This window comes from Pseudomonas alloputida, from assembly GCF_021283545.2.
Taxonomy (GTDB): domain Bacteria; phylum Pseudomonadota; class Gammaproteobacteria; order Pseudomonadales; family Pseudomonadaceae; genus Aquipseudomonas; species Aquipseudomonas alloputida.
In genome coordinates this window covers 5,740,384-5,752,566 of sequence record NZ_CP128540.1, presented here as the reverse complement: position 1 = coordinate 5,752,566, position 12,183 = coordinate 5,740,384, and the positions used below count along the sequence as shown (strand labels likewise).

Annotated in this window: 11 protein-coding genes; 10 read left to right on the top strand and 1 reads right to left on the bottom strand. The window is 63.2% G+C overall.

What is annotated here, in order from left to right; all coding sequences use genetic code 11:
- Positions 1-70 precede the first annotated feature (70 nt).
- Positions 71-1,135: a tRNA epoxyqueuosine(34) reductase QueG gene (gene queG, locus LU682_RS26715; RefSeq protein ID WP_010955486.1), complete on the bottom strand. Its 1,065-nt coding sequence runs from the start codon at positions 1,133-1,135 to the stop codon at positions 71-73.
- Between the two features lie 65 nt (positions 1,136-1,200).
- Between queG and LU682_RS26710 the strand changes: the two genes are divergently transcribed.
- From LU682_RS26710 to LU682_RS26665, 10 genes are all read left to right on the top strand, one after another.
- Complete coding sequence (locus LU682_RS26710; RefSeq protein ID WP_003249520.1) at positions 1,201-2,061, top strand: NAD(P)H-hydrate dehydratase; 861 nt, start codon at positions 1,201-1,203, stop codon at positions 2,059-2,061.
- Positions 2,049-2,522 (top strand): tRNA (adenosine(37)-N6)-threonylcarbamoyltransferase complex ATPase subunit type 1 TsaE, encoded by a 474-nt coding sequence (gene tsaE / locus LU682_RS26705; RefSeq protein ID WP_003249523.1) that lies wholly within the window; start codon positions 2,049-2,051, stop codon positions 2,520-2,522. Before LU682_RS26710 ends, tsaE begins: the two co-directional genes overlap by 13 nt.
- Before the next feature lie 11 nt (positions 2,523-2,533).
- Entirely contained in the window at positions 2,534-3,964 is a 1,431-nt protein-coding gene (locus LU682_RS26700) for an N-acetylmuramoyl-L-alanine amidase (RefSeq protein WP_010955485.1), read from the top strand.
- Positions 3,964-5,862: a DNA mismatch repair endonuclease MutL gene (gene mutL / locus LU682_RS26695; protein WP_010955484.1), complete on the top strand. Its 1,899-nt coding sequence runs from the start codon at positions 3,964-3,966 to the stop codon at positions 5,860-5,862. The genes LU682_RS26700 and mutL overlap by 1 nt, the downstream gene beginning before the upstream one ends.
- 1 nt (position 5,863) lies before the next feature.
- The gene (miaA, locus tag LU682_RS26690) at positions 5,864-6,835 is read left to right on the top strand and encodes a tRNA (adenosine(37)-N6)-dimethylallyltransferase MiaA (RefSeq protein WP_010955483.1); all 972 of its coding nucleotides are present in this window, start codon (positions 5,864-5,866) and stop codon (positions 6,833-6,835) included.
- A 94-nt stretch (positions 6,836-6,929) separates the two neighbouring features.
- Entirely contained in the window at positions 6,930-7,190 is a 261-nt protein-coding gene (gene hfq / locus LU682_RS26685; protein WP_003249532.1) for an RNA chaperone Hfq, read from the top strand.
- Positions 7,191-7,202: 12 nt separating this feature from the next.
- Positions 7,203-8,504, top strand: coding sequence for a ribosome rescue GTPase HflX (hflX, locus tag LU682_RS26680; RefSeq protein ID WP_003249534.1), 1,302 nt, complete (start codon positions 7,203-7,205; stop codon positions 8,502-8,504).
- A 96-nt stretch (positions 8,505-8,600) separates the two neighbouring features.
- Positions 8,601-9,782 carry an FtsH protease activity modulator HflK gene (gene hflK, locus LU682_RS26675; protein ID WP_232856804.1) on the top strand — a complete coding sequence of 394 codons (1,182 nt, stop codon included), beginning with the start codon at positions 8,601-8,603 and terminating at the stop codon, positions 9,780-9,782.
- Positions 9,782-10,651, top strand: a complete 870-nt coding sequence (hflC, locus tag LU682_RS26670; protein ID WP_003249538.1) for a protease modulator HflC — start codon at positions 9,782-9,784, stop codon at positions 10,649-10,651. The genes hflK and hflC overlap by 1 nt, the downstream gene beginning before the upstream one ends.
- Positions 10,652-10,952: 301 nt before the next feature.
- Entirely contained in the window at positions 10,953-12,140 is a 1,188-nt protein-coding gene (locus tag LU682_RS26665) for an ATP phosphoribosyltransferase regulatory subunit (RefSeq protein WP_010955481.1), read from the top strand.
- Positions 12,141-12,183 lie beyond the last annotated feature (43 nt).

Sequence of the window (12,183 nt, the reverse complement as noted above, 5' to 3'; positions counted from 1 at the left end):
ATTCCCTGTGTTGCCTGCTTCGCGGGCGCGCCCGCTCCCACAAGGATGGCGCATGCTCTGAGGCTGGTCGCTATTGAGCTCCGTGACGGGCCAGCGCCCACTCCACATGCTCGCGCACCAATTCCGATTCATCGTCACGCCTGGCCTTCAGCGCCTCGATCACCGGAATCGTGGAGGGCGCATTGCCCAACCCCACCGCCAGGTTGCGCAAGAACCGCTCGTACCCCGCCCGCCGCAAAGGCCCGCCCTCGGTCTTGCGCAGGAAGGTGCGTTCATCCCACAGGAACATCGCCGCCAGGTCGGTATTTTCCAGCCCATGCCGTGGCTGGAAATCCTGCTCCTGACTGTGCCTGGCAAAGCGGTTCCAGGGGCAGACGATCTGGCAGTCGTCGCAACCGAACACGCGGTTGCCCATCTTTGCGCGTAACTCGACAGGGATCGCGCCCCTCAGCTCGATGGTCAGGTACGAGATGCAGCGTCGCGCATCCAGCACATAGGGCCCGACAAACGCTTGTGTCGGGCAGATGTCCAGGCAGGCCTGGCAACGCCCGCAGTGCTCGCTGGTGGTGGCTTCGTCCACCGGCAACGGCAGGTCGACGAACAGTTCGGCAAGGAAGAAGTAGCTGCCCGCTTTGCGGTTGAGCAGCAGCGTGTTCTTGCCGATCCAACCCAGCCCGGCCTGTTCGGCCAGGGCTTTTTCCAGTACCGGGGCGCTGTCCACGAAGGCGCGGTAGCCGAACGGGCCGATGGCTTCCTGGATGCGGTCGGCGAGGAACTGCACGCGCTTGCGCACCAGCTTGTGGTAATCCCGGCCAAGCGCGTAGCGTGACACGTAGGCCTTCTCGGGCTGGGCAAGGCGCTGCGCCATCTGCGTGTCGCCGGGCAGGTAGTCCATACGTAGCGAGACCACGCGTACCGTGCCGGGGATCAGTTGGTCGGGATGTGACCTTTTGCTGCCGTGGGCGCCCAGGTATTCCATTTCACCCTGATAACCGGCGTCGAGCCAACGCTGCAGGTGGCGTTCGTGTTCGCCAAGGTCGACCCCGGCGATGCCAACATGGGCAAAACCGAGTTCCTGGCCCCAAATCTTGATCGATTGGGCCAGTTGGGCGAGGTCAGGTGTAGAGGCGGACATGGATGGGCAAGGCAATACGGGCTCAGGTGCGTATAATTCTGCCAGACATTGGAGCCTTTGACCCCATGCCGCAGACCAAACACCCCAGTAATGCCCCACAATTGCTCAGCAGCGTGACGGTTGCCCGCCTGCCGGCACGGCAGGCGCATGCCCACAAAGGCGACTTTGGCCATGTACTGGTGGTCGGGGGCGACCTGGGTACCGGAGGCGCTGTGTTGCTCAGTGCCGAAGCCGCCCTGCGTTGCGGCGCCGGGCTGGTCAGCGTGGCAACCCGGCCCGAGCACGTGTCGGCCAGCCTGGCGCGCCTGCCCGAGGTCATGTGCCTGGGTGTCCGTTCGGCCAACCAACTGATGGGTGTGCTGGAGCGCGCCTCGGTCCTGGTGGTCGGGCCCGGCCTGGGGCAGGCGGCGTGGGGCTGTAGCCTGTTGTCGGCGGTGGCCAACGCCGAGCGGCCGCAAGTGTGGGATGCCGATGCCTTGAATTTGCTGGCGCGAACCCCGCTGGCCCTGCCCAGTGGCAGCATCCTTACTCCGCACCCGGGGGAGGCGGCGCGGCTGCTGGGCATTGCCACTGAGGCCGTACAGGCTGACCGCCCTGGTGCTGCGCGCAAGCTGGCGCGCCGTTATAACAGCGTCTGTGTACTCAAAGGTGCCGGCACCCTGGTGGCAGCCCCGAGCGGGCAGCTGGCGTTGTGCGAGCGCGGGCACCCAGCGATGGCCGGCGCCGGCCTGGGCGATGTGCTGACTGGCGTGCTGGCAGCCCTGTTGGCCCAAGGCCTGGATGCCTGGGGCGCAGCCTGTCTGGGGGTGTGGCTGCACGCCTGTGCCGGCGAGCGCCTTGGGAAAAAAGGTAGAGGCCTGGCGGCCAGTGATCTGGCGCCGGTCATTCGTGAGTTGTTGGAGGAGCATTCTGCGTGTCTGGCTTAAATCTGTTTCTGGCCGATGAAGAGGCCACGGTCAAATTCGGTGCAGCACTGGCTGAGGTGACCGGCGGTCGCGGCGTGATTTTCCTCGAGGGCGACCTGGGCGCGGGTAAAACGACCCTGTCGCGTGGCCTGATCCGCGGTCTGGGCCATACTGGTGCTGTGAAAAGCCCGACGTTCACCGTGGTCGAACCCTATGAAATCGGCGAGGTCCGAGCCTTTCACTTCGACCTGTATCGCCTGGTCGACCCGGAGGAGCTTGAGTTCATGGGCATTCGTGACTATTTCGAGGGCGACCCGCTGTGCCTGTTCGAATGGCCACAAAAGGGTGCGGGCGTTTTGCCAAAGCCTGACCTGACCATTACCATAAGCCCCCAAGCGAGTGGACGCTCGCTGAACCTTTCGCCGCAGGGGGCTCGCGGCGAGGCCTGGTGCGTGGCACTGGCCGAACACTATAAACAGTAAGTGGGGTAGGTATGCGCATACGCGCACTGGTCGCCATCGTTGGGCTGCTGCTGACAACGGTGACCGTTGAGGCTCTGGCCGTCACTCAAGTCAAGAGCATGCGCCTGTGGCGCGCACCGGACAACACGCGGCTGGTCTTCGACCTGTCTGGCCCCGTGCAGCATAGTGTCTTCACCCTGAGCGCACCCGATCGCCTGGTCATCGACATCAATGGCGCAACACTGGCCGCGCCACTGAATGTGGCCACCTCCAACACGCCGATAAGCAGTGTACGTTCGGCTCAGCGTACGCCAACCGACCTTCGGGTTGTGGTCGACCTGAAAAAGTCGGTTACCCCGAAAAGCTTCACCCTGGCGCCCAACGCACAATACGGCAACCGCTTGGTGGTCGACCTGTATGACCAGGAAGCTGACGCTATCGCGGCCAGCGCGCCGCCACCTGCACCGGCCCCGGTACAAACGCCTGCGACCACGCCTGCGGTGCCAGTGACGCCGGCCCAGCCGGCGATCAAGCTACCACCGGTACCCAGTGGCAAGCGTGACATCGTGGTTGCCATCGATGCCGGGCACGGCGGCGAAGACCCTGGCGCTTCCGGCTCGCGTGGCCAGCACGAAAAAGACATCGTGTTGCAGATCGCCAAGGAACTGCAGCGTCAGATCAACAGCGAAAAAGGTTTCCGTGCAGAGCTGACCCGCACCGGCGATTACTTCATCCCGCTGCGCAAGCGTACGGAAATCGCCCGCAAGAAAGGCGCCGACCTGTTCATTTCGATTCACGCCGACGCGGCCCCGTCGCGCGCAGCCTTTGGCGCCTCGGTGTTCGCCCTGTCCGATCGTGGCGCCACCTCCGAGACGGCGCGCTGGCTGGCCGACACGGAAAACCGTTCTGACCTGATCGGTGGTGCGGGTAATGTCAGCCTCGACGACAAGGACCGCATGCTCGCTGGCGTGCTGCTTGATCTGTCGATGACCGCTACGCTCAGCTCCAGCCTCAACGTGGGGCAAAAGGTATTGGGCAACATGGGGCGGGTCACTTCGTTGCACAAGCAGCGCGTGGAACAGGCCGGGTTCATGGTGCTGAAGTCGCCGGATATTCCGTCGATCCTCGTTGAAACCGGGTTCATCTCGAACAACAACGAAGCAGCCAAGCTGGCCTCGTCGAGCCACCAGCAAGCGTTGGCCCGTTCGATCCGCACTGGGGTGCACCAGTACTTCCAGCAGAACCCACCACCTGGCACCTATATCGCCTGGCTGCGTGACACCGGCAAGATCGCCGCCGGCCCGCGTGAACACACCGTACGCCCTGGCGAAACCCTGGCGATGCTCGCCGTGCGTTACCAGGTCAGTGTGGCCAGTCTGCGCAGCATCAACAGCCTGAAGACCGATGAGCTGAAGGTTGGCCAGCGCCTCGATGTACCCGCCACAACCTTGGCCGCGCAATGATGAGTGGCGGTTCGCGAATTCAGCTGCTCAGCCCGCGGCTGGCCAACCAGATTGCCGCCGGCGAGGTTGTCGAGCGGCCGGCGTCTGTGGCCAAGGAACTGCTGGAAAACAGCCTGGACTCCGGTGCCCGGCGCATCGATATCGAAGTCGAGCAGGGCGGCGTCAAACTGCTGAAGGTGCGGGATGATGGCAGCGGCATTTCTGCCGACGACCTGCCGCTGGCCCTGGCTCGACACGCCACCAGCAAGATCCGCGAGCTGGAAGACCTAGAAGGGGTATTGAGCCTGGGCTTCCGTGGCGAGGCCTTGGCCTCGATCAGTTCGGTGGCGCGCCTGACCCTGACCTCGCGTACCGCCAGTGCCAGTGAGGCCTGGCAAGTAGAAACCGAAGGCCGCGACATGACGCCGCGGGTGCAGCCGGCGGCGCACCCGGTCGGTACCTCGGTGGAAGTGCGCGATTTGTTCTTCAATACCCCGGCCAGGCGCAAGTTCCTCAAAGCCGAGAAAACCGAATTCGATCACTTGCAGGAAGTGATCCGGCGGCTGGCGCTGGCCCGTTTCGATGTCGGCTTCCACCTGCGCCACAATGGCAAGAGCATCCTCAGCCTGCACGAGGCCCACGACGAAATCGCCCGTGCACGGCGGGTGGGTGCCATCTGCGGCCCGGGCTTCATGGAGCAGGCACTGCCGATCGACGTCGAGCGCAACGGTCTGCGCCTTTGGGGCTGGGTCGGCCTGCCGACGTTCTCGCGCAGCCAGGCAGACCTGCAGTACTTCTTCGTCAATGGTCGGGCAGTGCGCGACAAACTGGTCGCCCATGCCGTGCGTCAGGCCTACCGGGACGTGCTGTTCAACGGCCGCCACCCCACGTTCGTGCTGTTCCTGGAACTGGAGCCCAACGGCGTCGATGTGAACGTGCACCCAACCAAGCATGAAGTACGGTTCCGCGAAGGGCGCTCGGTGCATGACTTCCTGTATGGCACCTTGCACCGTGCCTTGGCCGATGTACGTCCGGAAGACCAGCTGGCCGCACCTGCTGCCGTACCTGAGCTGGTTCGCCCCACCGGCCAGCAGGCCGGTGAGTTCGGGCCCCAGGGTGAAATGCGCCTGGCCTCGCCGGTGCTTGAACAGCCTCGAGCCCCGCAACAGTCGTTTTCCAATGGTGGCAGCGGCGCCGGTTACCAGTATCAATACACCCCACGTCCCTCGCAGCCGCTGCCGGCCGCAGAGGCACAGGCGGTGTATCGCGAGTTCTATAAGCCGCTGGAAACAGGTGCTGCGCCTGCGACGGCACTGCCCGAAAGCCAGGGCGACATTCCCCCGCTAGGCTATGCCCTGGCGCAGCTCAAGGGTATCTACATCCTGGCCGAGAATGCTGTTGGCCTGGTGCTGGTGGACATGCACGCCGCCCACGAGCGGATAATGTACGAGCGCCTCAAGGTGGCCATGGCCAGCGAGGGCCTGAGCGGCCAGCCGCTGCTGGTGCCGGAGACCCTGGCCCTCAGCCAGCGTGAAGCCGACTGTGCCGAAGAGCATGCACAGTGGTTTCAGCGCCTGGGCTTCGAATTGCAGCGCCTGGGCCCCGAGACCCTGGCGATTCGCCAGATCCCGGCCTTGCTCAAGCAGGCTGAAGCCAACCGCCTGGTGCAGGACGTGCTTGCCGACCTTATGGAGTACGGCACCAGTGATCGCATTCAGGCGCACCTCAATGAGCTGCTCGGCACCATGGCTTGCCACGGTGCCGTGCGCGCCAACCGGCGTCTGGCAATTCCCGAGATGAACGCCCTGCTGCGCGACATGGAAAACACCGAGCGCAGCGGCCAGTGCAACCATGGTCGTCCTACCTGGACCCAGATGGGGCTGGACGATCTGGACAAACTTTTCCTGCGCGGTCGATGAAATGAGCGGCAAGCCCCCTGCAATATTCCTGATGGGTCCGACGGCGGCCGGCAAGACCGACCTTGCCATCGAACTGACCACAGTGCTGCCGTGTGAACTGATCAGCGTCGATTCGGCACTTGTCTACCGTGGCATGGATATCGGTTCGGCCAAGCCGTCGAAAGAAGTCCTCGCTGCCCACCCGCACCGGCTGATCGACATTCTCGACCCGGCCCAGAGCTATTCCGCCGCGCAGTTCCGTGCCGACGCGCTGGAGGCCATGGCCGAGATCACCGCGCGCGGCAAGATCCCGCTGTTGGTCGGCGGCACCATGCTCTATTACAAGGCGTTGATCGATGGCCTGGCCGACATGCCGGCCGCCGATGCGACGGTGCGCGCCGAGCTGGAAGCGCAGGCTGAAGCCCTGGGCCTGGCCGAGCTGCACCGCCAGTTGGCCGAAGTCGACCCGGAGTCCGCGGCACGTATCCACCCCAATGACCCGCAGCGGCTGATCCGGGCATTGGAGGTATACCGGGTGAGCGGCGAGAGCATGACAGCTCATCGTCGGCGTCAATTCGCGGAAAGTCGCGGCGCAGACGCAGGCGCCGGCGGACATTTGCCCTATACTGTCGCCAGTTTGGCGATTGCTCCTACAGATCGTCACATTTTGCATCAGCGAATTGCGTTACGATTTTCGCAGATGCTGGAACAGGGCTTCGTTGACGAGGTCCGATCGCTGCGAGCCAGAAGTGACTTGCACGCCGGGCTGCCGTCTATACGGGCAGTGGGGTATCGGCAAGTCTGGGATTACCTGGATGGCAAGCTGACTGAGAATGAGATGCGTGAACGCGGTATCATCGCTACCCGGCAGCTGGCCAAACGGCAGTTCACCTGGTTGCGTGGCTGGCCTGAAGTGCACTGGCTTGACAGCCTGGCCTGCGACAATCTGTCCCGCACCTTGAAATACCTTGGGGCCATCTCCATATTGAGCTGAGTCCCTGCTGATTGCCGTCTATTCTTGCGAAGGGGCGGCCTAATTTATCGATTTTATTGATTTTCTATTATTTATCCTTACAGGAGTGCGGCATATGTCAAAAGGGCATTCGCTACAAGACCCTTACTTGAACACCTTGAGAAAAGAAAAGGTCCCGGTATCCATTTACCTGGTCAACGGTATCAAACTGCAGGGCTCGATCGAATCGTTCGACCAGTTCGTGGTATTGCTGAAGAACACCGTCAGCCAGATGGTCTACAAGCACGCCATCTCGACCGTAGTTCCGGCCCGTCCGGTCCGCCTGCCAAGCCCGACCGACAGCGAGCACGGCGACAGCGAGCCAGGCAACGCCTGATAGGAGCCTGCATTGTTCTTTGAGCGCCACGGTGGTGGTGAGCGGGCGTTGCTCGTTCACTTGGAAGGTCAGAACCCTGAGGCGCGCGAAGACCCGCAGGAGTTTCAGGAGTTGGCATTGTCGGCCGGTGCCGACATCGTCTCGCTGGTCACGGTGACAAGGCATCAGCCTTCCGCCAAATACCTGATTGGCAGTGGCAAGGTCGAAGAGCTGCACGACCTGGTCCATGCCGAACAGGTAGACCTGGTGATTTTCAATCACACCCTCACGCCCAGTCAGGAGCGCAACCTTGAACGTGTGTTCGAGTGTCGTGTGCTCGACCGTACCGGGCTGATCCTCGATATCTTCGCCCAACGGGCGCGTACCCATGAAGGCAAGCTGCAGGTCGAACTGGCCCAGCTGGAGCACATGAGCACGCGGCTGGTGCGCGGCTGGACTCACCTTGAGCGACAAAAAGGTGGTATCGGCCTGCGCGGCCCGGGTGAAACCCAGCTGGAAACCGACCGCCGCCTGTTGCGGGTGCGTATACGCCAGATCAAGTCGCGCCTGGAGAAAGTGCGCAGCCAGCGTGAGCAGGCGCGTCGCGGGCGCAAGCGCGCGGATATCCCCTCGGTGTCGCTGGTGGGTTATACCAACGCCGGCAAGTCCACGCTGTTCAACGCCCTGACCGAATCCGAGGTGTATGCCGCGGACCAGTTGTTCGCCACCCTCGACCCGACCCTGCGCCGGCTCGAGCTCAACGACCTGGGGCCGATCGTGCTGGCCGACACCGTAGGCTTCATTCGCCACCTGCCGCACAAGCTGGTCGAGGCATTTCGGGCTACGCTCGAAGAGTCGAGCAACTCCGACCTGCTGCTGCATGTGATCGACGCCCATGAGCCAGAGCGCATGGAGCAGATCGAGCAGGTGCTGGCGGTGTTGGGCGAGATTGGTGCCGAGGGGTTGCCGATCCTGGAGGTGTACAACAAACTCGACTTGCTCGAAGATGTCGAGCCACAGATCCAGCGCAATGCCGATGGCAAGCCGGAACGGGTCTGGGTATCGGCACGCGATGGGCGTGGCCTGGAGCTGGTTGGCCAGGCGGTTGCCGAGTTGCTGGGGGATGATCTGTTTGTCGGTACCCTGTGCCTGGAGCAGCGTTTTGCCCGCTTGCGCGCGCAATTCTTTGCCTTGGGTGCCGTGCAGAGTGAAGAGCATGATGAAGAAGGGCGCAGCCTGCTGAGCGTGCGACTGCCCATGGTCGAACTGAATCGCCTGGTCAGCCGCGAAGGCATGGAGCCGCAAGTGTTTGTCCAGCAACACACTTTGCAATAAATGCTCGTCGAGGTCGCCGGGCAGCAGTGACAGGCATTCTGTAGCATTGGACGGCGCGCCGTGGGCGCGTCTTTGCTTTATCAGATGGAGAGCGCTATGGCTTGGAACGAGCCGGGTGGCAACTCGAACAATCAGGATCCCTGGGGCGGCCGCCGCGGTGGCGGTGGCGGCGGTGGTGACAAGAAAGGTCCACCGGATCTGGACGAGGCCTTCCGCAAACTGCAGGACAGCCTGAATGGCATGTTCGGCGGCAGCAAGAAACGTGGCGGCGGTGATCGCAATGTCGGCAAGGGCGGTGGCCTGGGCCTGCTGGGCATCGGCCTGGCGGTGCTGGCTGCAATCTGGCTGTACAGCGCCGTGTATGTGGTCGACGAGCAGGAGCAGGCGGTTGTGCTGCGCTTCGGCAAGTACTATGAGACGGTCGGTCCCGGCCTGAACATCTACTTCCCGCCGATTGATCGCAAGTACATGGAAAACGTCACGCGTGAGCGTGCCTACACCAAGCAGGGCCAGATGCTGACCGAAGACGAGAACATCGTCGAGGTGCCGCTGACCGTCCAGTACAAGATCAGCAACCTGCAGGACTTCGTGCTCAACGTCGACCAGCCTGAGGTGAGCTTGCAGCACGCGACCGACAGCGCCCTGCGCCACGTGGTGGGTTCCACTTCGATGGACCAGGTGTTGACCGAGGGTCGTGAGCAGATGGCCGTGGATATCCGCGAACGCCTGCAGCGCTTCCTCGACAACTACCGCACCGGTATCACCGTTACCCAGGTCAACGTACAGAGCGCGGCGGCCCCGCGTGAAGTGCAGGAAGCCTTCGACGACGTGATCCGCGCCCGCGAAGACGAGCAGCGTGCCCGCAACCAGGCCGAGTCCTATGCCAATGGCGTGGTGCCGGAAGCCCGTGGTCAGGCCCAGCGCATCATCGAGGATGCCAATGGTTACCGCGACGAAGTCATTGCCCGCGCCAAGGGTGAGGCAGACCGCTTCACCAAGCTGCTTGCCGAGTACCGCAAGGCACCTGACGTAACCCGTGAGCGTCTGTATCTGGAGACCATGCAAGAGGTCTACAGCAACTCGAGCAAGGTCATGGTGGCAACCAGGGACGGGCAGAGCAACCTGCTCTACCTGCCGCTGGACAAGATGGTCGAGGGCAGCCGCAAGCCGTCCGTGCCAACCACCAGCGCGTCGCCATCGGCTAACGATGCGGCCGCTCGTGCCGCGCAGGACATGCAACAGCAACAGCAGCCGCTGCGTACTAGGGAGAGCCGCTGATGAGCAATAGATCGCTGATCGCCCTGATCGCCGCCGTGGTCCTGGCCATTGTGGCCTGGAACAGCTTCTACATCGTGTCCCAGACCGAGCGGGCGGTACTGCTGCGTTTCGGTAAAGTGGTCCAGGCGGATGTTCAGCCAGGCCTGCACGTGAAGATTCCGTACGTGAACCAGGTGCGCAGGTTCGACGCCCGGCTGATGACACTCGACGCGCCTACCCAGCGGTTCCTGACCCTGGAAAAGAAAGCGGTGATGGTCGACGCCTACGCCAAGTGGCGCGTCAAGGACGCTGAACGCTTCTACACCGCCACGTCCGGCATGAAGCAGATCGCCGACGAGCGTCTGTCGCGTCGTCTGGAAAGTGGCCTGCGCGACCAGTTCGGTAAACGTACCCTGCACGAAGTGGTTTCCGGTGAACGTGATGCACTGATGGCTGACATCACTGCATCGCTGAATCGCATGGCGAGCAAGGAACTGGGCATCGAGGTGGTCGACGTGCGCGTCAAGGCCATCGACCTGCCGAAGGAAGTCAACCGCAGCGTGTTCGACCGCATGAGCACCGAGCGTGAGCGTGAAGCCCGCGAGCACCGTGCCAAGGGTAACGAGCTGGCTGAGGGTATCCGTGCCGATGCCGACCGTCAGCGCCGTGTGCTGCTGGCCGAGGCTTATCGCGAAGCAGAAGAAACCCGTGGTGATGGCGATGCCCAAGCGGCCGCTATCTATGCCAAGGCTTACAGCCAGGACGCTGATTTCTATGCGTTCCACCGTAGCCTGCAGGCATACCGCGAGAGCTTCTCGAGCAAGAGCGACGTGATGGTCCTGGACCCGAAGAACGAATTCTTCCGTTACCTGGACAAGAGCAGACCGTGATGCTCAGGCCCTGATTTTCATGCAGCGGCACCCCGCCTGGCAGCTAATGCACCAGGCGGGGTGCATCCTGAATGAAAAGGGGTGTATGATGAGGCAGCCGGGAAATTTCCCGGCTTTTTTGCGTCTGCAAGGTTGATTGGCTCAGCGCCGGTTGACGGTTTGGTCAGCTCGCAAGGCAATTTGAGGGTGTCGGGTACGGTGGCTGCGCTGGGATCAGTGCTGCCCGCTGCTGTGCGCGATACCGGCTTTTCTGACGGTTTGCCTGCTGGCAAGCCGCCCGGACCAGAGGGGAAATGGCGTAATGGCAACGGTAGACCGCTGGCTGCTGCCAGATGGCATCGAGGAAGTACTGCCACCTGAGGCTGCGCGCATCGAGATCGCGCGCCGCCAGGTGTTGGACCTGTTCCAGAGTTGGGGCTACGAACTGGTCGTCACCCCGCATATCGAGTACCTGGAGTCGCTGCTTACCGGCGCCGGCCAGGACCTGGATCAGCGCACCTTCAAGGTAGTGGACCCGCAGTCCGGCCGCCTGATGGGCTTCCGCGCCGACTTCACCCCGCAGGTAGCGCGTATCGATGCGCACACACTGCGCCGTGAAGGCCCGAGCCGGCTGTGCTATGCCGGCAGCGTGCTGCACGCTCAGCCACGTGCCTTGTCCACCTCGCGCAGCCCGATCCAGCTGGGTGCCGAACTGTACGGCGATGCCAGCCCTACCAGCGATGTCGAAGTCATCAGCCTGATGCTCGCCACGCTGCAACTGGCCGATGTGCCGGATGTTCACATGGACCTGGGCCATGTCGGCATCTACCGCGGCCTGGCCCGTGCCGCCGGTCTGTCCGGCGCGGTCGAACAGCAGCTGTTCGACGCCATGCAACGCAAGGCTGTCGATGAAGTGCAGGCGCTGACGGCCGACCTGCCGAAAGACCTGGGCAGCATGCTGCGCGCCCTGGTCGAGCTGTGTGGTGGTCGGGAAGTACTGGCTGAAGCCCGCGTGCGCCTCGGTCGCGCCCCGGCCAGCGTGCTGGCGGCGCTGGATGACCTGCTGGCGATCGCTGATCGCCTGGCGTCGCGCTACCCGGACCTGCCGCTGTACTTCGACCTCGGCGAGCTGCGTGGTTACCACTACCACACGGGCGTGGTGTTCGCCGTGTTCGTGCCAGGCGAAGGCCAATCGATCGCCCAGGGCGGTCGCTACGACGATATCGGCGCCGACTTTGGCCGGGCGCGCCCGGCCACTGGTTTCTCCACGGATTTGAAGACCCTGGTCACACTGGGGCGAGCGGAGGTCGTATTGCCAACTGGCGGCATCTGGATGCCGGACAGTGGCGATGCGGCCCTCTGGCAGCAAGTCTGCCAGTTGCGCAACGAGGGCCAGCGTGTGGTTCAGGCTCTGCCTGGCCAGCCGTTGAGTGCTGCTCTCGAGGCGGATTGTGATCGGCAATTGATTCAGCAAGACGGGCGCTGGCAGGTTCTGCCGCTGGCCCAGTGAGTTTCTGCGTCGGCAACAGGCCGGCAACCAAGTTTGCGTGAAT

Excerpts from the sequence above, each read along its gene's own strand:
- LU682_RS26710 (WP_003249520.1), top strand. The coding sequence starts at position 1,201 with ATGCCGCAGACCAAACACCCCAGTAATGCCCCACAATTGCTCAGCAGC.
- queG (WP_010955486.1), bottom strand. The coding sequence starts at position 1,135 with ATGTCCGCCTCTACACCTGACCTCGCCCAACTGGCCCAATCGATCAAG.
- hflK (WP_232856804.1), top strand. The coding sequence starts at position 8,601 with ATGGCTTGGAACGAGCCGGGTGGCAACTCGAACAATCAGGATCCCTGG.
- LU682_RS26665 (WP_010955481.1), top strand. The coding sequence starts at position 10,953 with ATGGCAACGGTAGACCGCTGGCTGCTGCCAGATGGCATCGAGGAAGTA.
- mutL (WP_010955484.1), top strand. The coding sequence starts at position 3,964 with ATGAGTGGCGGTTCGCGAATTCAGCTGCTCAGCCCGCGGCTGGCCAAC.
- miaA (WP_010955483.1), top strand. The coding sequence starts at position 5,864 with ATGAGCGGCAAGCCCCCTGCAATATTCCTGATGGGTCCGACGGCGGCC.
- hflC (WP_003249538.1), top strand. The coding sequence starts at position 9,782 with ATGAGCAATAGATCGCTGATCGCCCTGATCGCCGCCGTGGTCCTGGCC.
- LU682_RS26700 (WP_010955485.1), top strand. The coding sequence starts at position 2,534 with ATGCGCATACGCGCACTGGTCGCCATCGTTGGGCTGCTGCTGACAACG.
- hfq (WP_003249532.1), top strand. The coding sequence starts at position 6,930 with ATGTCAAAAGGGCATTCGCTACAAGACCCTTACTTGAACACCTTGAGA.